This is a genomic window from Sorangium sp. So ce295, assembly GCF_051527405.1.
Taxonomy (GTDB): domain Bacteria; phylum Myxococcota_A; class Polyangia; order Polyangiales; family Polyangiaceae; genus Sorangium; species Sorangium cellulosum_B.
On record NZ_CP150324.1, the window covers coordinates 9,578,673 to 9,601,469 of the forward strand.

The following is a 22,797-nucleotide window of genomic DNA, read 5'->3' on the forward strand; positions in this document are numbered from 1 at the left end:
CCTCGGCTGGCGGTGGTGCAAGGGGCCGGCGTGCCGGCGCTGCCGTCGAACCTGCGCCCGCAGTGCGCTGCGGAGCGCTGCCCAAGGTAACAGGAGCGTTTCCCAAATGGGCTCTGGTATCGGGGCCCTGCGCTGGCGGGGCGGGCTCGACCGCCGGGGGCGGCGGCGCGAGAGAAGAGCAGCGATGGCGGGGCGAATGGCCTGAACAGAGGCCATGAGACGCGGTGAGGTGTGTGAGGGCGACCGCGCCTGCCCAGCCGGCGGGCACCGCTTCTTCTGTCGAGGCGGCCTCAAACGCGCGGCCAGCAGGCGCACGGGGGGTGGTGCGCTGTCTGCCTATCGGCGCTCGGGTAGGCGCACCGCCGCCGACTTGCCACCTCGAGCACCGGGACGGCCCGAGCGAGGGGAACGATGGCGCCGGGGTTTGCTCGATCGCGCCCGCCGCCCAGCATTGCTGATCAGGTTGGCGGCGCCCGCCCGTCTCCCTCGTTCGAAGTACCCGAGCCCGCTTCGACGATACCGATGAATTCAATCGTGATGCTCACCGACTCGAGATCGACGCGCTGGGCAACTTGACCGATCCTTCGCTGGGCACCAGGACACGCTCGGTATCCGCGCAGGGAAGCGTCCGCTCGTCGACGGGGAGCACCTCGCAGAGCGCGCAGACGCGGTCTGCGCAGACAAAAGGAGTCTTCAATGCGCATCGAAGAGGCGATGCTCGGCAGCCTCCTCGCAGCCGCGCTGGTCGGGGTCGGGCCCCTGGACGCGCGAGCGAATGAGCCCATGGCCACGACGGAGAACGCGGTCGACAGCCCGGCCGGCTGGAGTCTCGCGGGAAGCAAGCCGAAGGCGTACAACGTCGGCGTCGACAGCAAGGTCAAGCGCAGCGGAAAGGCAGCCGCGTTCCTCAGGTCGGTGAGCGACCCGGACGATGGGTTCGGCACCTTGATGCAGACCATCAGCGCCGTTGAGTTCCGCGGCAAGCGGGTCCGGCTGCAGGGCTGGGTGAAGAGCGAGAACGTCAAGGGCTGGGCCGGCCTGTGGATGCGCGTGGACGGTCGCCACGAACACGCGCTCGCTTTCGACAACATGAGCGATCGTGCCATCAAGGGGACGACCGACTGGACGCAGTACCACGTCGTCCTGGACGCGGACAAAGCGGCCGAATCCATCTCGTTCGGCACGCTCCTCACCGAGACCGGAGCGCTCTGGATCGACGACCTCGAGCTCTCGCCGGTGCCGACGACGGTGCCCACCACGGAGCTGTCGCTGGCCAAGACGCTCCCGCCGCGGCCAGTGAACCTCGGCTTCGACGACTGACAGCGCCTCGCCTCCGATTGACCCCACACCTGCACGCCCTCTTTCTCGACGGCGCCTATCACGAAGAAGGCGATCTGCTCGTTCGGAACCAGCTCGGTCCTCTGCAGACACGCGAGGTCGGTGAGGTGCGGCCCGAGAACGCGCGACATCTTGCGCCGCCGCGGGCCAAGCCCGAGGTCCTCGGTGAAACGCCGCTTCCTCGCCAGCGACGAGCGTTACTTCACCGCTTCGAAGCTGAGCCCGAAGCGGGCGCGGCGCGGTGCCGTGCCGGCGAGGTGGATCCTCTCCACGAGGCGGCTCACGCACTGCTCGCTGTCGACCCCCGTGTAGCCGGCCAGCTTGGCAGCGCTATCCGGGCTGAGCTCGATGTCGAGCTCGGCGGGGCTCTTCGGCGGCTCGCCGTAGCAATACGGCACCCGGCGCGACAGCACCTCCTCGAGCAAAGCGATCTCCTGCTTGCTCAAGGCCTTCGCGCTCTCCGCGTTTGCCTTCGCGATCACCCGCACCTTGGGCTTGCCTCCCAGGCGGAAGACGTCGCACGCGATCCGGCCCTGCTGCGACCTGTCGTTCGCGGCCTCGACCCGCGCCTTCGCCGCATCGGCCTTCTTCTCGCGGTCGGTGTCCGTGTAGACCTTCACGAGCGAACAGCACGCGCTCACCGAGCCGCTCGCGCACGCTCGATCCAGCGCCTTCTCGGCGATCGCCGCGTGAATCTTCGCCGGCTCGAGGTCCATGTGCAGCTCGCCGCGGTCCTCGCAAGCAGCGACATCTCCCGCATTGCAGGCGCGGTCGAAGCTCTCGTCGACCTCCTTGTCGTGGCCGTCCTGTCTCGAGAGCGCCCGGCCGAGCGCGGCGCAGCTCTTCGCGCTCTTCTGGCACGCGGCGCGGAGCTCCTTCAGGTGTACCTCGCGCTTGTCACACGCGCTCTTCGCGCCGAGCGTGCACGCCTCGCCGAACGCCCGCAGTGCAGACCCGAGCGAGAACCCCGGGGTCGCCTTGTCTTCCGTCTTCGCGTGGAGGTCGCCCAGCGTCTCGCACGCGGCCGCCTTGCCCGCCGCGCACTCGGTCTCGCAGGTCTCGATGTCCTGCGCTTCGCTGCACGTCTTCGCCGGGGCGGGGGCCGCGGTCGGCGCGGGCTCGGCGGGCACCGGGCTCACGACCGGAGCAGGCGCCACGCCGCTCGCACCAGAGGGCGCCTGCGCGGGCGGGGCGGCCGCGGGCGGAGCCGATGGACCGCAGGCCAGGAGCGAAGCCGCGACGCAGGACGGGAGGAGGACGGCAGCGAGGCGCATTTTCACGAGCGCCACCGTACAACCGTTCCACGCTTGCGAGGTGGGAAAACCGGGCTCACTGGCGGGCCGCCAGCCGGCTCAGCCCCAGCCCGAGCTGCCCGCTCCGCGCAGGATGGCGAAGTACCCGAGCCTGCGTCGACGAACCCGATGAATTCAATCGTGATGCTCGCTGACTCAAGGTCAGCGCCATGGGCAACTTGACGGTCCTCCGCTGGGCACCAGGAGATGCGTAGCAGCCTCGCAGGGAAGCGTGCGCTCTACGCCGGTGGGAGCAGGGCGCCTTGGTCGTCGATCGCCGTGTCCGATTCGGCCTCGGCCGGGAGCAACTGGATCTCGACGATGAACGTGGCGCCTGCGCCTGGCGCGCTCTCGACGCGGATGGTGCCGCCGTGGGCCGCGATGATCAAGCGAACGATGTAGAGGCCGAGGCCGAGGCCGCCGAAGTTGCGGACAGAGACGGCGCGCTCGAAGCGCTCGAAGATCCGGGCCTGATCGGCCTCGGCGATGCCCATGCCGTGATCGCGGACGACGAGCGACGCGCGATCGCCCTCGCCGCGCACGGCGACGTGAATGGGGCCTCCCGCGCCGTACTTGATCGCGTTGGACAGGAGGTTGATGAGGACCTGCTCGATGCGAGAAGGATCCCAGCTTCCAATGACGGGCTCGTCCAGCTCGAGCTCGGTGCGGCAGCGGGCGTCGTCGAGCTGCTGGTGCATGCGCTCGACGACCTCGCGCGCCAGGGCCGCCAGGTCGACCGGCGCGCGCGCGAGGGTCAGCCGGCCTGCGTTCAGGCGCGTGACGTCGAGCAGCTCGTTGACCAGGTGGGCGAGGCGCGCGATCTGGCGATCGAGGACCTGGAGCGCGGCGTCGATGCGCTCCGGGGCGATCTCCCCGCGCCCATAGCGAGGCAAGAGCCGCGCGAGGAGGTGGGCCTGCATCTTCAGCGAGGTGAGCGGGGTCTTGAGCTCGTGCGAGGCGACGAGGAGGAACTCGTCCCGGCGCTCGATCGCCTGCTGGGCCTCGGCGAACAGGCGCGCGTTGTCGAGGGCGAGCGCGGCGCGGCTGCCCAGCTCCTCGGCAAGCCACAGGTCGGCGCGGCCATAGCGGCGCCGGGGCGCGGTCGCCAGCAGGGTCATGATCCCGAAGCGCCGGTCGCGCGCGAGGAGCGGGACGCGGAGGAAGGAGTGAACGCCGAGCCGCTCGAGGAGGGGCACCACGCGGACGTCGCCCACCTCGAGCCGGTCCGGCGCGGTCGCTGCCAGGGGCCGCAGCGCCTCGATCACCGCGCCGGCGAGCTCGGCCGGCACGCCCGCGGTGACCGCGGTGACCGTGGATCCAGCGGTGCCCTGGGCGAGGTCCACGTCGATGACGCACCGGTCGGCCAGCTCGGGGACCGCGAGGTGCGCCACGCTCTCGAGGGTCGCGCCGTAGCCGAGGGCCATCAGCTTGCAGCTCGCCTCGGCGAGGAAGCGCTCGGCGATCTCGGCCCGCTTGCGCTCGGTGATGTCGGTGGAAATGCCGCAAACGACGCCGGGCATGATCTCCTCGCCCAGAGGGAACTTGACCGACAGGAAGGTGCGCGGCTCGTCTTCTACCAGCGTCTCCTCCTCGAATTCCAGCGGCTCGCCCGCGTCGAGCACCCGCCGGTCGTTGGTCTGGAGCACCTCGACGCTCGCATTGCGAAAGAGCTCGGCGTCGGTCTTTCCGAGGAGCTCATCGCTCGGCAGGCCGAGGATGTTGGCCGCCTGGCGGTTGGCGAGCAGATACCGGCCCTCGCGATCCTTGAGGTAGATGGCCGCGGCGGAGTTGTCGACGATGGCCTGCAGCGTCGCCTGGTTGGCCTTCAGCGCCTGCTCCGCCCGCCGCCGCTCGGCGTTCTCCTGCTCGACCGTGGCATAGAGCATGGCGTTCTCGAGCGAGATGGCCGACTGCGAGGTGAGCAGCTCGAGCACGCTGAGCCGCCCTGGGGTGAACGCGCCGGCCACGAGCCCGTTCTCCAGGTAGAGCACGCCGAGCAGCCGGGCCTGCCGCAGGATCGGGAGGCACAGCACCGACCTCGGCCTCTTCTCCGTGAAATACTCGTCCTCGGAGAACGTGTGCTTGGCCGTGGCGTCGTCGAGCAGCACGCGATCGTGGCTGCGAAGGACGTAGTTGAGGATGGATTGCGGCAGCGCCCCCGGCGCCTCGCCCGCGTCGAACAGGCGCGCCTCGCCCCCGGACGCGGCGATCGCCGCCGCGGCCGACATGCGATCTTCCCGGATCAGGAGCACATGGCCTTCCTCGGCACCTGCGTGCTCGATCAGCGTGCGCAGGAGCATCTCGAGCAGGCGCGGGAGCTTGAGCTCGCCGGAGATGCTCTGAGAGGCCTTGACGACGGACAGGACGTCGAACTGCTCGGCCCGGACGGCGAAGGTGACGGTGGGGGCGATCGGCCTGCGCGGGGCGAGGTGCGGATAGCGCTGGTCGAGTTGCTCGACCTTGGCGTGGGCGCCCCAGCGAAAGTAGGCGGCGCGGGCGTCTCGCAGGTAGGCGACGGCGGGCGTGGGCAGGCCGCGCGCGCGGTAGAACCCAGCGGCGAGCTCGCAGGCGATGGCCTCGTGCTGGACGAAGCCGCCCTCCCGCGCCGACGCGATGGCCTGCTCGTAAAGCCGTATCGCGTCCGATTCCTGCCCGCGGAGCCGGGCGATCTCGGCGCGGATCAGGGCGTGCTTGTGGAAGAAGTTGTCGGGGCAGCTCGCGGCCCACTCGCCGAGCTGCCCTTCGCAGTCGACTAGACCCGAGGGGAGCCCCTCTGCCGGGGATGGCCGCGCCCCGTGTTGCTCATGCGGCGCGCGCGCGTCGCACGAGACGGCCGCGAGCGCCAGCGCGTAATAATAGCAGTTCTCGGCGATGAGCGCCGAGGGCTCGGTCCAGAGGGGGTGGTCGACGATCACGCGCGTCGCCGCGGCGAGCGCCTCGCCGGGAGGGCCGAGCACGAAGAGCGCCTGGGCCTTCATGCTGTCATGGAGGCCGCGAGCGCCCCGCAGCTGGCCCTCGTCGAGCCGCGCATCGAAGGCCGACGGGGCCAGATCGGAGCCGTCCACCGTCGCGTCGCCGACCGGCCTCCCTCGCAGCGTCTGGATCATGGCGTGGCCGCTGAGGAGGGGTCCGTGCGCGAACGCGTAATGCGTCCTGCGCACGAAGGCGAGGCGCTCCTCGACTTCGTGGAGCACGTCCTCCAGCGGCCCGCCGGAGAGCAGCTGGAACAGCGGGGCCCAGAGACAGTTGAAACACGCCATGTTCAGGTCGCCCGACTCGACCGCGGCGCTGAAACCGGCGCGCGTGTACGGAGCTGTCTCTCGGTAGTGGCGTGTCCAGAAGACGACGTGCTGTCCGAAGAGGGTGAACACCAGCGCTTTCATGGTGAGGAGGCCGCTCCTGTCCGCCAGGTCGTGGCCGACCTTTCCGAGCAGGTACGCTTCGCGGTATCGCCCGAGCCGCGGGCCGAGCATCCGCGCGAAGGCCGCATACGCATGGGCGGAGCTCTCGGCGTTGCCGTGGCGCAAACTGAGCTTCACCATGCGAACGACGGCGAGGCAGTGCAGGTCCTGGTCCACGAAGATCGCGGGGCCGGCCACGCCGTGCAGCACGGCCATCAGGAGCTTGCTCGCCGGGTGCTCCATGGGGGGCAGGTGGAGCAGATCCTCGATCGCGCGGTCGCGCAGGGCCTGCCAGACGCTCTTGATCTCTTCCGTGACCTGGTCCTCGGTGGGATGGGGCGGAAGATCGATGTCCCAGGTGCGGAGCCACGAGAGCCCGATCTCCACGGCGTGGTCGCTCCGCCCACGGGTCTGGTAGAAGGCGACCGCGAGCTCCACGACGGCGGCGCGCTCGATCTTGGCCTTCGCGTGCTCCAGGAGCTCCTCGAGGAGCCGCTCGGTCTCCTCGAAACCGCCGGTGACGTACGCGGCGCGCGCGCGCTCGAGGCTCAGGTCGTAGGTCAGATCGTGCCGGGTCTCCCAGCGCTCGCGGGGGTCTTTCGCGAGGAGGGCCACGCCGGCGGCGAAGAGGGCCGCGGCGGACTGGTAGGCGGCGGCGGCCTTGGCCTTCCTGCCGGCGCGGAGGTTGAGGGCGGCGAGCTCGTCGCGCTCCGCCTGGGAACGCAGGAGGACGGCGCCGCGGTTGAGGTGGTCCACGATGTCGAAGAGCGCGTCCTCGCGCTCCTGCGGGCGCCTTGCCCTCAGGAGCAGCTGGCCGATCCGGAGGTGCACCTCGGCGAGCTGTCCCGCCGGGATGAGCGAATAAGCGGCCTGCTGAACCCGGTCGTGGAGGAAGCGGTAGGAGGACCCTCTCCGGCAGACGAGCAGCCCTTCCCGCACGGCGTCCTCGAGCGCCTCGCGGAGCTCTTCTGCCGGGCGGCTCGCGACGATCGCGAGGGCGTCGAGATCCGCGCTGCTGCCGAGGCACGCGGCGAGCTTGAGCGCGTCGCGCGTGGGAACGGGGAGCCGCTTCAGCTTGCCCACCATCAGCTCGACGATGTTGTCGGTGAAGCCCTTGTCGCGGATGGCGGCGAGGTCCCACTGCCAAGCGCCCTCGTCGGCGTCGAAGGTGATGAGCCCCTCTTCGTGCAGGGTGATGAGGAACTGGAGCACGAAGAACGGGTTGCCTCCGGTCTTCTCGTAGACGAGCCGGGAGAGCGGCGCGGCCGGGGCGTGGACCGCCTCGGCGACGAGGGCGCCGACGTGGGCGAGGGAGAGCGGCGCGAGAGCGATGTCGTCGACAGGGACGCCGTGCTTCTGCGCCTCGGCCAGCGCGAGCCGGAGCGGGTGCGCGGGGCCGACCTCGTTGTCGCGGTAGGCGCCTATCAGCAGCAGGTGCGCGGCGTCGGCGCGGGTGGCGAGCTGCTCGAGCAGCTGGAGGCTGGCCGCGTCGGCCCACTGGAGATCGTCGAGGAACAGCGCGACGGGGTGCTCCTTCTGGGCGCACGCCGCGACGAACCGCTGGAGCGTCGCGTGCAGCCGGCTCTGCGCCTCGGCGGGCGGGAGCTCGGGCACGGGCGGCTGGGGGCCGAGGAGCAGCGCGAGCTCGGGGAGCAGGTCGGCGAGCAACCCGCCGTTCTGGCCGAGCGCCTCGCGGAGGCGCTGCCGCCAGCGCTCGGCCTGCTCCTCGCTCGCGCACAGGATCTCCCGCGAAAGCGCCCGGAAGGCCTGGATGAAGGCGTGCAAGGGGATGTCGCGCTTCAGCTGATCGAACTTGCCGGAGAGGAAGAAGCCCCGCTCGCGCACGATGGGCCTGCGCAGCTCGGCGACGAGCGACGATTTTCCGATGCCCGAGTAGCCTGACACGAGCACGAGCTCGGGCCGGCCGCTCGCGACCACGCGCCCGAACGCGGCGAGCAAGGCCGCTAGCTCGCGCTCGCGGCCGTAGAGCCGCTGCGGGACCTGGAACCGAGCGGGGACGTCGCGCTGGCCGAGCGGAAAGGCCTCGATGGTGCCGCTCGCGCGCAGCCGGCCGACGCACCGGTCGAGGTCGTACCGCAGGCCGAGCGCGCTCTGGTAGCGCGCCTCGGCGGCCTTGGCGAGCAGCTTGAGCACGATCGCGGACAGCTGCAGGGGAATCAACGGCACGAGCGCGTGCGGCGGCCGCGGCGCCTGGGCGATGTGGCAGTGGACCCACGCGACGGGGTCGCTCGCATGGAAAGGCAAGGTGCCGGTCAGCATCTCGTAGAAGGTGACGCCGAGGGAATAAAGGTCCGTGCGCTCGTCGATCCAGCGGTTCATGCGGCCCGTCTGCTCGGGCGCCATGTACGCGAGCGTGCCCTCGATGAGCCCGTCGTAGGCGAGCTCCTCGGCCTCGCGGGGCGAGAGGGAGGCAATGCCGAGATCGGTGATCTTCACCTCCCCGGTGTCGGGGTTGTGGAGCAGGTTCTGGGGCTTGATGTCCTTGTGAATGACGTGCCGCCGGTGCAGCTCGGCGAGCGCGCCGGCGAAGCCGATGGCCAGGGGCAGGAAGCGCTCGATCGGCATGGGGCCACCGAGGCCTCGGTCGAGCGAGCGACCACCGAAGTCCTCCAGGACCAGGGTCACCTGATCGCGGAACGTCTCGATCCCGTGAGCCTTGACGACGACCGGCGACTCGAGCGCCCTGGCGATCTCGAGCTCGTGCTGCAGGCGCCCCAGGGCGCGCGGGCTCGCGTGGTCGCGCCGCAGGGCCTTGAGCACCACCGGCAGGCCGTCCTCCTCGCGTCTCGCGCGATAGAGGATCGTATCCGCACCTCGGTGCAGCACCTCCAGCACGCGGTAACGTGGGCTATCGGACATAGATGGAAGGGTCGAGCGCCGGAGCGGCCCCGAGGCGCCGGCCGATGTGCGATGTTGGCAAAAGGACCGCGCTTTGCCACGGGAAACGGCGGCGCAATCCTGGGTCGGCTCGCCCGCGACGCCCCTTCATGCCCGGCGAGCCGGACAGACGCCGCGCCGGCGCGGAGGTCGTGACAGGAGAGGACGTTCTTTCAGCGGCGCAGCTCCTGCGCTCGAGTACGCTCAGGGTCCCTGTCGAGCGATTCGGTGATGCTCACTCTACCCAGCTATCACTCCGTCAGCAGTCTCGATCCGAGAGGCGACTCCGCCCGATACCGCGCCGTCCGCGCGGACGACGGCGCCCCCGTGGTGCTCAAGGTGCTCGGCGCGGGCGGCTCGCGCACCGTGGACCGCGCCCGCGTCAAGCACGAGTACAAGCACATCGCGCGAATCGAGTCCGAGCGCGTCGTCAAGGTCTACGGCCTCGAGGAGCACGACGGGGAGTTCGTCCTCGTCCTCAAGGACACCGCCGGCGACGAGCTCGAGAGCTACCTCGCGGCGCGCGGCGGTCTCGACGTGAGCAGGTGCCTCGAGCTCGCCATCTCCATGGCCGAGGCGGTGCGCGTGCTCCACGGACACGGGATCGTGCACGGCGCCGTCAGGCCGAAGAGCTTCCTCGTCTCCGGCGACGGTCAGGCCCGGATCCTGAACTACGGGGTTGACGCCGCGGTCACGCGGGAGCGCGAGTCGCTCTACAGCGATGCTGTCGTCTCCGACGTGCTCCCTTACATCTCGCCCGAGCAGACCGGCCGGATGAACCGCAGCGTCGACCACCGCACCGATCTGTACTCGCTCGGCGTGCTCTACTATCGCATGCTCACCGGGGCCGTCCCCTTCCAGGCGAGCGACCCGCTCGAGCTCATCCACGCCCACATCGCCCACATCCCCGAGCACCCCGCGGCGCGAAACGCCGCCGTGCCCGCCGCGCTCGGCGATGTGGTCATGAAGCTGCTCTCCAAGAACGCGGAGAACCGTTATCAATCCGCGAGCGGTCTCCTCGCCGACCTTCACGAGTGTCGGCGGCGCCTCGACCATGGCCAGCTCCATCGCTTCGACCTGGGCCAGCGCGACGCCGCGTACATGCTCCAGATCCACCAGAAGCTCTATGGTCGCGAAGAGAGCATCGAGCGCCTCACCGAGGCGTTCTTCGGGGTCCTGGGCGGCACGCGCAAGATCGTCCTCGTCTCGGGCTACTCCGGCATCGGGAAGTCCTCCCTGGTGCAGGAGATCCTGAAGCCCCTCGCGCGCGAGAAGGGCTATTACATCACCGGCAAGTACGACCAGTTCAATCGGGACCGGCCCCTCGGCCCGGTGCTCCAGGCGTTCGACGCGCTGCTCCGGCAGATCCTGTCCGAGAGCGAGGCGCGCATCGCGCGCTGGCGAGCGGCGATGATCGAGGGGCTGGGGAGCAACGCGCAGGTCATCTGCGAGGTCCTCCCCGCGCTGGAGTTCCTCGTCGGCGAGCAGCCGCCGGTGCCCTCCCTCGGCCCCGTCGAGGCGCAGAACCGCCTCAACCTCACCTTCCAGCGCTTCGTCTCCGTCTTCACGGGGCAGGGGCGCCCCATCGTCCTCTTCCTCGACGACCTTCAGTGGATCGACGCCGCGAGCCTGAGCCTCGTCAACGCGCTGCTCGAGGCCGAGGAGTTCGGGGCCTTCTTCTTCTGCGGCGCCTACCGCGACAACGAGGTGAGCCCCACGCACCCCTTCATCCGCGCCGTCGAGGAGCTCCGGAAGAGCGGCGTCGAGATCGAGCCCATCGTGCTCACCCCGCTCGAGCTCCCGCACGTCAAGGCGCTCATCTGCGACAGCCTCGGGCGCTCGGACTGCGCGCCGCTCGCGGCCCTCGTGCTGAAGAAGACGGGCGGAAACCCGTTCTTCATCAAGCGCTTCCTCAAATCGATCCACGACAGCGGCGCGCTGTCCTTCGATGAGGCCGGCCGCTGGTCGTGGGATCTCGAGGCGATACGCGCCCTCGAGTACACGGACAACGTGCTCGACCTCATGGGGAGCAACATCCGCCGCCTGCCCCCCGCCGCGCAGGACGCGCTCAGGCTCGCCGCGGCCCTCGGCAACCGCTTCGATCTGGGCACGCTCTCGACCGTCAGCGAGTGCTCCATCGACGAGTTTTACGGGCGCGTCGAGCCGGCGCTCAGGGAAGAGCTCATCGCGGGCGACGGCGCGTGTCATCGCTTCGTCCACGACAAGATCCAGGAGGCCGCTTACGCGATGATCCCCGTCGAGGAGCGGCCGGGGCTCCACCACCGCATCGGGGTGCTCCTGCGACAGCAGCTCGGGTCCGACGCGCGCTCTCTCTTCGACGTCGTGAACCACCTGAACCTCGCCGGCGACCTGATCCAGGACCCCGCGGCCCGCGTCGATCTCGCGCGGATGAACCTCGCCGCCGCCGAGCGGGCCGAGGAGAGCGCGGCGTTCGACGCCGCGCTCAAGTACCTGGCCGAGGGCATCGCCAGGCTCCCCGGCGATCCGTGGGCGACGGAGTACGAGCTCAGCTTCGCGCTCACCACGAAGATGGGCCTCATGCAGGGGCTCTCCGGCCGCCCGGACGACGCCCTCCCCACGCTGGAAGGGGCCGTGGTCCACGCGAGGAGCCGGCTCGACAGGACGCGGGCCCACGGGCTCAAGGTGCGGGTCCACATCCTCAAGGCCGATCTGCACGCCGCCCTCGAGGAGGGGCTCGTGGCCCTGCGCGCCTTCGGGATCGATCTCCCGCCCTTCCCGTCGGACGAGGCGGTCGCCGGCGACGTCGAGGCGACGCTCAGGTTCCTCGAAGGCCGATCGATGGAGTCGCTCTGCGATCTGCCGCGGCTCGCCGACCCCGAGGTCGCCGTCCTGCACAGCGTGCTGGAGGAGATGATCTCGTCCTGCTACTTCCTCGCGAGCAACAACTTCGGCTTCTGCGTGATGAAGATCCTGCGAGACACCGTGCAATACGGCGTCTCGCAAAGCTCGGTCTTCGCCTACGTCGTCTTCGGCCAGATCCTGTGCGTCAGCGGCCGGATCCCGCTCGGCTACGCCTTCGGCGAGGCCGCGGGCGAGATCCTCCGGCGCTATCCGGACAAGCGGAACGACCCGATCCTCGCCTGCATGTGGGGCGCGTTCGTCATGCACTGGCGGACGAGCTACGAGAAGGGGCGAGAGGTCCTGTTCTCCGGCATCCATGCCGGCCTGGAGACAGGGCAGTACGTCTGGACCTTCTACTGCATGACCAACGCGAACACGGCGACCCTCCTGCTCGGCCGCCCGCTCGCCGAGATCAAGGCCGAATCGCAGTCGCTGCTGCCCATCAGGAAGTTCGACAGGTGGAATTTCATCACCTGGATGGTCTCCTGCGTCGGCCAGATCTGCGAGAACCTCATGAGCCCGGATCCTGGGCCGACGGAGCTTGCCGGCGAGTGGGTCCAGATCCAGGAGCTCGTCGACGGCGCGGTGCAGGTCAACAACCAGGCCTCGCTCTTCTTCACCATCTTCTACCGCCTCTTCCTGCGCGTGTTCCAGGGCGACCACGCGGGGGCGGCCGCGCTGGCGATGGAGGCGAACCCCACCATCATCGGGATCGCCGGCTGGCAGGGCAACCCGCCGTTCCACTTCTACGGCGGCATTGCCCTCGTCCAGGCGGCCGACAGCGCGGATCCGGAGACCCGGGAGCGGTATCTCGACAAGGCCCGTGCCCTCGGCGAGAAGGTCGCCTTCTGGGCGAGCCATGCGCCCGACAACATGAGGCACCGCCACCTCCTGCTCGCGGCCGAGCTCGCGCGCGTGAGCGGCGACAGGCGAGAGGCGCTGGATCTCTACGACGAGGGCATCCGCGCCGCTGTCGAGGGCGGCTATCTCCACGACAGCGCCCTCGGCAACGAGCTCTGCGCGCGCTGCTACCTGGCGCTCGGCAGGACCACGAGCGCGCGCGCCTACATGACCGAGGCCCACGCCCGGTATGCGCGCTGGGGCGCCGCGAGCGCCATGGCCCGCCTCGAGCGCGACCATCCCGATCTCGTGCAGCTGCCCTCCCCTACCGGCGCAAGGACCGCCCTCAAGGAAGACCTCGACGTGCGCAGCGTGCTCAAGGCCTCTCAGGCCCTCGCCGGGGAGCTCGTCCTGCCCCGGCTGCTCGAGGCGCTGATGCGCATCATGCTCGAGAGCGCCGGCGCGCGCCGCGGTTTCTTGATCCTGAAGGACGAGGGGCGCCTCACCATCGAGGCCACCGGCGACGTCGCCGGCGGCCGCATCGAGCGGGTCGCCTCGACTCCTCTGGATTCCCGCTCCGATCTGGCCACCAGCGTGGTCCAGTATGTCGCGCGGACCGAGGAGAGCGTCGTCATGGATGACGCTCCGGGCCATCCGTCCTTCGGCTCCGACCCTTATATCAAGGCCGTCCAGCCGCGATCGCTCCTCGCCACGCCCATCTTCCACCAGGGGCGCGTCCTGGGGATCGTCTACCTCGAGAACGCGCTCGCCAGCGCTGTCTTCACGCACGATCGCGTCGAGCTCCTCGGCCTGCTCTCCTCGCAGGTCGCCGTCTCGCTGGCGAACGCCCGCCTCTTCGCCCAGCTCGAGGAGAAGGTGGAGGCCCGCACGGCCGAGCTCCGCGCGGCGCACGCCGAGCTCCGCGAGCTCTACGCCGCGCGCGAGCGCGAGCGCGCGCAGGAGGAGCGGACGCGCGCACCGTGACCTCTCTCGGCGTCGATCTGCGCTCCCTCGGCACGCACGCCACCCTGCGCGAGGCTCCCTGCGGGCTCAGGGCGAGCAGGTCCCGGTACCGTTGTTCTCCGCGAGCACGCTCTCGGGCGGCCAGTCGAGGCGCTCCACGAACGCCTCGACCTCGCAGCTCGGCAAGCTCTCGTTGCCCATGATCTGCATCCAACCGATCATCCGGGCGCCCAGGCCTCGGAGCGTCGCGAGCGAGCGGTTCGCCGCGACGATGAGGCTACCGAGCTCTGCCAGGCCCTCGAGTCCCGCCAGCCCGAGCAGCGCGTCGTTGTCCAGGACGACGAGCTGGCCCACGCGGACCAGGCCGCCCAGAGCGTCGATATCGACGAGCGATTCGTTGCCCTGGAGCGACACGGTCTCGGTCACGCCGTCGCCCGCGCTGAGCGAACCGAGCCCGTCGAGGCTGGTGAGCGCGCGGTTGCCGACGATCTCGATCCCGTTTCGGACGTTGCGGAGGCCGCTCAGGGCCCGGAGATCCGTGAGCCGGGGATGGTTCGAGATCGACAGCAGAGAGAGATCCGAGATCTGCTCCATGCCTGTGAGGCTCACGAGCCCGGTGTTCTGGTCCAGGGAGAGCACCGACAGCTCGGTCACGCCGGCGAGGCCGGACAGGTCCGCCAGGGAGCCACTACCGACGATGAACAGCTCTTGCAGGCGCGTCAGGCCGCCGAGCTCGATCCTGGTGAGCTTGGGGTTGGAAATAAAATAAAGCGACTGCACGTCGCCCGAGTCCGAGCGAAGGTGCGCGAAGACGTCGGCGATCACCAGCTCGGGATTCGATTCGACATAGGCATACACGACACCACGCAGCGAGAACAAGCCCGTGAGGGTGGTCATCGACGGATTGCCGCTGATGTTGAGGCCGTCGACGGTCTCGAGCCCCCCGAGCCCGACCAGGCCGCGGAGACGCTCGTTCCGCGCGATGGAGATGGATCCCGCATAACGGAGCTGGTCGAGGCCGTACAGCGAGGTCAGCTGCGGGTTCTCCGCCAGCACGAGGTTCTGGACGGTCGTGAGGTTCCCGACGCCGCCCAGCTTGTAGAGCCCGTCGTTCCCGGAGATGGCGAGCTCCTCGAGATCCTCGACGGTCTCGAGGCCGTCGAGGCTGATCAGCGAGTCGTTGTCGATCACGCTGATCCGCCCGCGGCGCAGGTTCACCGCACCGTGCAGCGCCTGCAGCCCGTTGTTGCCCTCGATCCAGAGCTCCCCCTCCTCGAAATTCTCGATACCTGGCAAGAACACGAGCGCATCGTTGTCGATCAGCCGGAGCGTCCCCCGGTGGAGGCCCTGCAGCCCGTCGAGCGACACGAGGTGGTCATTGCCCTCGATCAAGAGCACCCCTTCCTCGAACCTTTCGAAGCCTGACAAGCTATCGAGTTCGTTGTTGTCGATCACGTGCACTTCATGGGCGTTCAGCCCGACGCCGGCGACGCTCTCGAGGATCGGGTTCTCACGGATCTCGATGAGCCCGTTGACCTGTTGCAGGTTCGGAAGCTTGCCGAGGCGGAGCAGCGACGCGTTCCGCGCCACCTCCAGCTGCGCCCCGACGACGGAGAGGGAGTCGAGGCCGTCGAGGCTCGACAACAGCCAGGTGTCGCTGATCACGAGGTGGCCCGAGATGGTCGTCAGACACGCGAGCGGGGACAGGTCGGAGACCTCGCCGCCGATGTTGAGCCTGCCATTGAGCACGGTGACGCCGCGCAGCTTCTCGAGAGCCTCCTGGCGATTGACATTCCAGGTGCCGCTCTCCACGCGGGTCGGGTCGCACCCCGGCTCGGCGGCCCCCGCGCCGCCGGCTCCCGCGCCGCCGGCGCCCGCACCCCCGACCCCCGCGCCCCCGACGCCCGGCCCAGCGCCCGAGGATGGACCGCCTGAACTGGCACTCGCGCCGATCGCTGGGTCGCCCGAGCTCGATGACGTGGCGCCGGCACCGCCAGCCCCTGCCGTCGATCCGACCGCGCCTTCCTCCGCCGACGGTCCCTCGATGTCGAGCGCGTCCCGGGCCCCACAGGCCGACGCGAGCGCAATCACCGCAAAAACGCCCACCGACCACGGGTTCCGCATGCCGCGACGTTGGGCTCACCGCGATCCCGCGTCAAGAACGACCGGGTGCTGGAACTGTGCGGTTACAGCACGGAAATTTTGCAGGAGATGCGGAGCGCGTCGTGCCCGTCTCGCTCGTCTGGGACCTCTGACAGGTCCGCTCAGGGTGGCTGTGGCGTGAAAGCGGTTCTTCGGTGCATGGATCATCTGTTGATAGAGCGCCGCGTTGGCAGGAGGGGTCGCTTGCGATCTCGCACACGCAGCCTGATCACCGCGGCGCTGGCGCCAGGGCGCCAGGGCGCGCGAGCTTGCGCCGCGCTCGTCTCTGCGCGATCGTCCCGCCATGCAATTCGTCGAGGTGCTCACCAGAGACGGCATCGCCGAGGTCACGCTGAGCCGACCGAAGGTCAATGCCATGAACCAGGCGATGCTCCGCCAGCTGGCCGACGTCTTCCAGCGGCTCGCGGAGGACGACGCCGCGCGCGGCGTGCTCGTCCGCGGCGCCGGCAACTGCCTGTCTGCGGGTCTCGATCTCCGCGAGGTCGCGTCGCTCGATCGAGAGGGGCTCGGGAGCTTCCTTGACGACTTCGACGCCGCCTTCGGCGCCGCTTTCCGTTTTCCGAAGCCGCTCGCCGCCGCCGTCCACGGCCACGCGATCGCGGGCGGACTCCTGCTCGCGATGTGCGCTGACTTCCTGGCCCTGGGCGCCGGCGACTACAAGGTCGGTCTCCCGGAGCTCGCCGTGGGCATCGCCTTCCCGCGCGTCGCCTTCGAGATCGCCCGGACCGCCTCTCCCGCCCGCGCGCTCCGGAGGCTCGTCTTCGGCGCGGAGCTCCATTCCCCCGCGAGCCTCTTCGACATGGGCGTCGGCGACGCGCTCTCCGCCGAGCCGCTCGAGGACGCGCGCCGCTTCCTCGCCACGGCGTGCGGCCGCCCCGCCGCGGCGTTCCGCCTCGCCAAGGCGAGCCTCCGCAGGGACGCGTGGGAGCGGGTCGCGGCGCAGCCGCCGGCCGAGCGGGAGGCATTGATGGACGCGCTCCTCTCCTCGAAGCAGGCCTTTCTGCCGGCATGAGCGCGCAGCCTCCCCATCGAGCGGATCCACGACCGGTGGATCAGCCCCTACGCCACCGCCGCGGTCGATCTCCTCGATCGGCTGAAGCGCGTTCTGGAGACGTGACGCGGGAGGCCCCGCGTCACGACGGCGGGGCGACGGCGGTGGCGGGCGTGACCACCACCTTCCCCCGCGCGCGACGGCTCTCCAGATAGCGGACCGCCTCCGGTACCCCGCTCAAGGGATAACGCCGATCGAGCACCGGCCTGACCGTGCCCGCTTCGATCAGCTTCGTCAGGGCGATGAGATCGGCGGCGCTCGGACGCGACGCGTGCGCCTTCATCGCCTTCGACCCGGACCATCGACCCAGGAGCGCGACCCGCAGAAACGCCCCGGTGGTTCCTCCGACGAGCACGTACGTGCCGCCATCGCGGAGCACGCGCCGGTAGTCCGAGACGGGTCGGTAAGCCGCCGTGTCCACGATCAGGTCGTACTCGTGCCCGCTCCGGGTGACGTCCGAGCGCGTGTAGTCGACGACGTGATCGGCGCCCAGCGACCGCACCAGATCGAGGTTCCTGGTGCTGCACACCCCTGTCACCTCCGCGTTCAGGGCCTTCGCGATCTGGACAGCGAACGTCCCCACCCCTCCGGAGGCGCCGTTGACGAGCACCCGCTGCCCGGCCCGAGCCCGCCCGCAGTCGCGGAGCGCCTGGAGCGCAGCCAACGCCGCCAGGGGGACGGCCGCAGCTTCCTCGAAGCTCACGTTCGACGGCTTCGGGGCCAGCGCCTGCTCCGACGTGCAGACGTATTCCGCAAAGCCTCCCCACCCGTGAGCGGACAGATCCCCGAACACCTCGTCGCCCACCCGGAACCGGGTCACGTTCTTCCCCACCGCCTCCACCCGACCGGCGATGTCGGCGCCGGGCACCCGGTGCTTCGGCGCGAAGAGCCCGAAGCCGAGAAACCGAAGGAAGAACGGATCCGCCCGCATCATGTGCCAGTCGGCCGCGTTCACCGACGCGGCCTCGATCCGCACGAGCACACCGTCGTCCCTGAGCGCGGGCATGGGGATCTCCTCGAGCCGCAGGTTGTCCGCCGAACCGTATTCGTACTGAACAATCGCCTTCATCGCGTTCTCCCGGGGCGAGCCCCTTCGCCGCCCGCTGCGATGGTGGTTCCGGACGCCGCACGCCGCCGCTCCACGCAGGAGCCTTTCAGCTCCCAGCGGGAGGACCGTGCCTCGAGCGGGCCCCTGGCAGCGCCTACCCCTCGTGGCGATGCTCCCCGCGCGCCCCCTCGCCGTCCGCGGCAGCGAGCGTCGCCCCCAGGGCGCTCAGCCCACCGTCGACGGGGGCACGCCGAACCGCTTGCGGAACGCGGCCGCGAACTTGCTCGGGTTCTCGTACCCCACCCGCTGCGCCACCTCGGTCACGTTGCACGCCCGCTGGCGCAACAGGCGATGGGCCTCTTCCAGCCGGTGGCTCCGGAGGTACGCGAAGACCGGCGCGCCGAAGAGCGCGCGGAACCCCGCCTTGAGCTTCACCTCGTTCAGCCCGGCGTGCCGGGCGAGCTCCGGGAGCGTCGGCGGGTCCACCATGCGCGCCAGCAGGGCGTGCCGCGCCCGCTCGAGCCGCGCGATGTCGTGCTGCGAGAGGAGCGGAGACGCGGAGCTCTCGCTCTCCTCCAGCTGATCGAGCATGGCCGCCATCAGCTCGAGCCCCTTGGCCTCCAGGTAGAGCTGCCGGGAGAGACCCCTGGCGTCGCAGCCCAGGATCTCGTCGAGCAGCCGGTACAGGGTCGGCGACATGGCGTGCGTCGCGCGCGGGTAACCCCCGGTGTCGGCCACGATCCGCTCGAGGGGCGCAGGCAGGACCTGTGAGCCCAGGAGCTCGCGGAGCCGCCATGCGTCGATGGTGAGGCAGAGGCTGTCCTGATCCTGACCGAGGGCCGACTCGTCCCATTCGCACACGAGCTTCAGCGGCCTCTTCACCTGGCCGATGCGGAATGTCCCGCCCCCGAGGAGAAAGCCGTCTCCCTCGCTGCTCCTCACCCGCATGTCGGGTCCCCGCGACAGGACGAACTCCAGCCCCGTCGGCGCGTGGTCGATGACCATCCCCGACGCCCACGCCCACCGGCACCGGCTGGCGGAGAGGGAGATGCCGGAGCGCAGCGTGGAGGCGCTGATGAGGCCCGTGTTGCCCTGCAGGTCCCAGCGCACCTGGCGCTCGAACGGGGTGGGCGTCTCGATGGATGCGGCGCCCTGGAGGATCCCCGCGGCGAACGTCTCGAGATCGCGCTCGCTTCCCTCGATCCTCATCGCCTCCATGCGGACGTTTGTTTTAGCACGTGCCGCGCCCGGCTGGCCGCCGGTAAGGGACCAGCTCACCCTCGGTCCTCGGACGATGCGCTGGCACGTCGCGACCGCATGGGCGCCCGGGCGCTCACGGGGGAGCCTGCCGGTGCTGGATGGCGTGCTCTGTGCGATCGCGGACGGGCAACCTTCGCTCGCCGGGCGTGCTCAGCCCGCGCTCCGGAAGATGACGGCGGTCCCGAGCGCCGCGCTGGCTGGAACGAAGATGTCCCCGGAGGCCGACTCCCTCAGCGGGAAACCGTTCTCCTCCAGCAGCTTCCGCGCGGCGCCGACGTCCCGCACCGCGACCGCGTAGGCCACGAAGGCCGGGAGCGCGGGGGCGCGCTCGCCCGGCAAGATCGCCTCCAGATCGGAGTCGGCGACGAGGGTGATCCGGGAGCCTTCGAGATCCAAGACGCGCGTCGGTCCGTCGGCGCGGGCGCTGCGGCCAGTGTACTTCTCGTAGCGGCGCTCGACCTCGGGCAGATCAGCTTCGGCCACGCAGAGCACGGCGTCGACGAGGTCCACCGCGCCGTTCGGATGATCCATGTGCAGCTGCGTCTGCAGCAGCTCCGCCTGCAGGTCCTCCACCATCGCGATCCTCCCCTCGGGGACGGGGCCTGACCCGGCCTCCTCCAGATCGCCGCTGTCGAGCTCGAGCAGGCGGACCGGCGCCATCCGGAGCCCCTCCGCGGTCTCCACCGGCCGCTGCACGGTGTTGACGCCCCCGTGACGGACGCCCTCCGCGCTGAGGCGGCCGGCGAGGGCGGCGGCGTCGGGCGCGCCGAGCACGAGGATGTGCAGGCCCTGGAAGCGCGCGAGGCACGCGGCGATCCTGGCGACCGTCGCGCGGATGGCCTGCATGATCCGCGGCAGGTGCTCGGGGGGAGCCTGGAGGGGGATGATCCTCGCGCCGGCGGGGATCCGCGCGGAGCCGTCGTCCCTGACGCAGGTCATCAGCTCGACAAAGCTGCGCGGGAAGTCGGCGTGGGTGTTCGCCGCGCCGAACGGCCGGGGAGGCTCGCCCTCCACGGGCGACAGCGCGGGGTAGGCGGGCGGCGACAGATGAAAGCCCAGGCGCCGGTAGAGCTCGAGCCCCTCCTCCATATCGCTCACCACATGGCCTACGTGGTGCAGGTGGTTGATATCACGACTCATTCCAGATCACCTCCCGTTCAGATCGCCGTGGAAGACGTAGCCGGTGTGCGATGGTTCCATGAACATCTTGACGAGCGAGGCGCTCACCTGGGCTCGCCAAAAGACGTCCAAAGACGCCAAGAGAACAATAAAATTCTGGCGTCTTCTGGCATCTTGGCGTCTTCTGGCGTCCCAACTTCTCGCTGTTCGCGTGCGGCTTCAACCCGTTTGTCGCTCTAGCAGCCGGCGACGCCCTCACCGAGCGGCAGAGACGTGCGCCGGTATCGAGCAGGATGAGCCGGGTCGAGCGGCGCCTCGGCGCGGCCAGGAGAGGCCCGCCGTCGTTGCCGGAGGTCGAGGGCTGGTTGCGCTGCGCCCCAGCAGCGTTTACCGGCGGGCGCGCCGGTCAGCCGTGAACGCGGCCGGGACCTGCTCGACGGGAACGGCCGTAGATGGCATCACGGGAAGTCGAGCGGCCCCCACAGCGTGCCGCAAACCCCACCCGTGTAGTTGATGCGGTCCACGTATCCATACCCCGTGACATCTGTGTCGGGACACTGGTATCGATTCGTGCCTATCGTGGTCGGGTTCTGGGACTGGGAGCCGGTACCCCACTCCCCCCCGGGCGTACTGCACCGGAGCGTCGCCGTCGAGCAGAATCCCCCCGCGCTGGTCGTGACGCACTGGACCCCCGTCGCGACCTTGCCGCTGGGGCAATCGTTCGTCCAGACGTGGTTCGTGGTGGACGATGGACCGGGCGTACAGAAGATCCGGAACTGGGAGCGAGAGGAATTGCTCTCCCAGCGGCTCGCGAAGCTCCCGTTGGCGCACGTGGGCGAGACGATGGGCGTGCATCCACCGATTCCGCAGCTCCCCGACGACCACCCCGTCCAGCCCGACACCGTCGAGGCCAACGTCGCGTCACCGGTCTCCTCGGTGCTGTCCCACTCATCTCCGTCCGACGCGTCCATCGCGCAGCTCGCATTGGCGAGGGCGACGCACGCGAGGAACGCTGTTACCAATGACCGTGTTCGCATGCTCTTCATCCTTTTGCGGTTGTGGGTGTGATGCCTTCCAGCGGCTCGTCCGCTTCGAGGGATACGGCTTGTCCGTTTCGAGAGAGAAGGGAGGGAAATCCGTTCGAGAGATGCCGACTCGCCTGCGACGGCACGCCGCGACGCGCTCGTTCGACACCAAGCCGGATCGCGCCATGGGCCGCTGCAGCGCGAGCACTCGCTCGGCCCCTCGCGTGTAGAAATGGATTCCCCTGTGTAAACGTCGAGCTGCCGTGTCTAAGCGTCGAACTGGCCCATTGGCCTGCCTCGCCCGCTCCCTCCGGCGTCGAGTCCGGCCGCGAACGCCAGCACGAGCGTCACACCAGTCACGATGAGCACGTGATCAGCCCGTCACAGACGGCGTTTCAAGTCACCTACCCCGTGACTGCATCTCGTTGGCTGGAGTCTAGTGTGCTGCATCGCAAGGCGCAAGATCTGTCCGCGCCAATTCGGTGCACCCGATGCCGGCGCGCGATGGTCTGACAGACCATCATAGAATCATCCAGCACGGGAGTGCGCGCTTGACCTTACCCCCGGCGCAGTCTGCTCCTGTTGCAATTGGATTGTTCTGCTGTCCCCCGTCGCGCCTCGCCTCGCGGCGGGCCGAGCGCAGGCGCGCGAGCATGCGGATTTCACGCCATCGGGAGCGGGGCGCGCCGCCCCCCTCACTTGCCCCGCGTCTTCGCCGCCTTCTGCCGCCGCACCATCTCCGCGATCCAGACCGGCGCGAACGGCGGCGTGCAGCCCGGCGACGCCGGGTAGTCCTTGAGCACCTCGAGCCGCTCGCCGATGGCCACCGCGCGGGCGCGCAACCCGGGGTTGTGGATGCCGATCTCGGCGAGGCAGTGGTTCATCGACCACTGCTTCGGGCCCGGCGCCGCCTTCATCTCCGCCTCGATCTGGTCGAGCAGCGCGGAGAGATCGAGGCCGGCTGGGCTCTTCACGACGCGATCCGTCGTCAGGCTCCAGCCGGCGCGCCCGACCAGCGCGCTCGCGGAGTCCTTCCAGCGGACACGCAGCTCCTCGACGTGCCGCGACGCCTTGACCACGTTGACGATGAACCAGTCGAGGAGCTTGGGATAGCCGATCTCCCGGACCATCGCGTCCAGCTCGTCCGCCGAGAAGGTCTTTGGCTTGAACACCAGCGTCGCCAGCAGGCGGGCGTCGGGGTCCCCGGTGCGCCACAGCTCGCCGGCCAGGGCGTGGTCCGTCTTCAGCTGCTTCGCGAGCGCGCGGAGCTGGGTGAGGTTCACGCCGTGGGCGTCTCCGGCGCGGGCGTTGACCTCGCGCATCTTCTCGTTGCTCAGCGCGGCGAGCTCCCGCAGGACGTCGGTGAGGTTCATGGCCTCGAGCTAGCCGTATCCGCGGGCGCCGTCCAGCGGCGCGGCGTCGCCCCGACATTCAGAGGACCATCTTGAATATCCACTCGATGTCGCCCTGACTCCAGAGAGAAAGCTCAGAAATCCGGCGAATCGGTCCGCTCCGA

The 22,797-nt window shown here is 69.8% G+C and carries 11 protein-coding genes; 3 read left to right on the forward strand and 8 right to left on the reverse strand.

Going from position 1 to position 22,797, the window contains the following annotated elements; genetic code table 11:
• The first annotated feature begins 696 nt into the window (after window positions 1-696).
• Window positions 697-1,320, forward strand: a complete 624-nt coding sequence (locus WMF11_RS36310) for a hypothetical protein (protein WP_437973987.1) — start codon at window positions 697-699, stop codon at window positions 1,318-1,320.
• Between the two features lie 215 nt (window positions 1,321-1,535).
• Here WMF11_RS36310 and WMF11_RS36315 read toward each other — a convergent pair whose 3' ends face one another.
• Together WMF11_RS36315 and WMF11_RS36320 are read right to left on the reverse strand one after the other, a co-directional pair.
• On the reverse strand, window positions 1,536-2,618 hold the full coding sequence (locus WMF11_RS36315) for a hypothetical protein (protein ID WP_437973988.1): 1,083 nt from the start codon (window positions 2,616-2,618) through the stop codon (window positions 1,536-1,538).
• A 251-nt stretch (window positions 2,619-2,869) separates the two neighbouring features.
• Entirely contained in the window at window positions 2,870-8,911 is a 6,042-nt protein-coding gene (locus WMF11_RS36320) for an AAA family ATPase (RefSeq protein WP_437973989.1), read from the reverse strand.
• Window positions 8,912-9,160: 249 nt separating this feature from the next.
• Between WMF11_RS36320 and WMF11_RS36325 the strand changes: the two genes are divergently transcribed.
• Window positions 9,161-13,636: an ATP-binding protein gene (locus WMF11_RS36325; protein ID WP_437973990.1), complete on the forward strand. Its 4,476-nt coding sequence runs from the start codon at window positions 9,161-9,163 to the stop codon at window positions 13,634-13,636.
• Between the two features lie 66 nt (window positions 13,637-13,702).
• Here the strand turns inward: WMF11_RS36325 and WMF11_RS36330 are convergent, their stop codons facing one another.
• Window positions 13,703-15,427: a leucine-rich repeat domain-containing protein gene (locus WMF11_RS36330; RefSeq protein WP_437973991.1), complete on the reverse strand. Its 1,725-nt coding sequence runs from the start codon at window positions 15,425-15,427 to the stop codon at window positions 13,703-13,705.
• 634 nt (window positions 15,428-16,061) lie between these two features.
• Between WMF11_RS36330 and WMF11_RS36335 the strand changes: the two genes are divergently transcribed.
• Window positions 16,062-16,790 (forward strand): enoyl-CoA hydratase/isomerase family protein, encoded by a 729-nt coding sequence (locus WMF11_RS36335; RefSeq protein ID WP_437903795.1) that lies wholly within the window; start codon window positions 16,062-16,064, stop codon window positions 16,788-16,790.
• Window positions 16,791-16,911: 121 nt separating this feature from the next.
• Here WMF11_RS36335 and WMF11_RS36340 read toward each other — a convergent pair whose 3' ends face one another.
• The 5 genes from WMF11_RS36340 to WMF11_RS36360 form a co-directional block, all read right to left on the reverse strand.
• A complete protein-coding gene (locus tag WMF11_RS36340; protein WP_437973992.1) occupies window positions 16,912-17,898 on the reverse strand; it encodes an NAD(P)-dependent alcohol dehydrogenase in 987 nt (328 codons plus the stop codon).
• Window positions 17,899-18,102: 204 nt separating this feature from the next.
• Window positions 18,103-19,086, reverse strand: a complete 984-nt coding sequence (locus WMF11_RS36345) for a helix-turn-helix transcriptional regulator (RefSeq protein ID WP_437973993.1) — start codon at window positions 19,084-19,086, stop codon at window positions 18,103-18,105.
• A gap of 201 nt (window positions 19,087-19,287) precedes the next feature.
• The gene (locus WMF11_RS36350) at window positions 19,288-20,277 is read right to left on the reverse strand and encodes a VOC family protein (protein ID WP_437903798.1); all 990 of its coding nucleotides are present in this window, start codon (window positions 20,275-20,277) and stop codon (window positions 19,288-19,290) included.
• Between the two features lie 437 nt (window positions 20,278-20,714).
• Window positions 20,715-21,293, reverse strand: coding sequence for a hypothetical protein (locus WMF11_RS36355; RefSeq protein ID WP_437973994.1), 579 nt, complete (start codon window positions 21,291-21,293; stop codon window positions 20,715-20,717).
• Between the two features lie 683 nt (window positions 21,294-21,976).
• Window positions 21,977-22,654: a DNA alkylation repair protein gene (locus tag WMF11_RS36360; protein ID WP_437973995.1), complete on the reverse strand. Its 678-nt coding sequence runs from the start codon at window positions 22,652-22,654 to the stop codon at window positions 21,977-21,979.
• Window positions 22,655-22,797 lie beyond the last annotated feature (143 nt).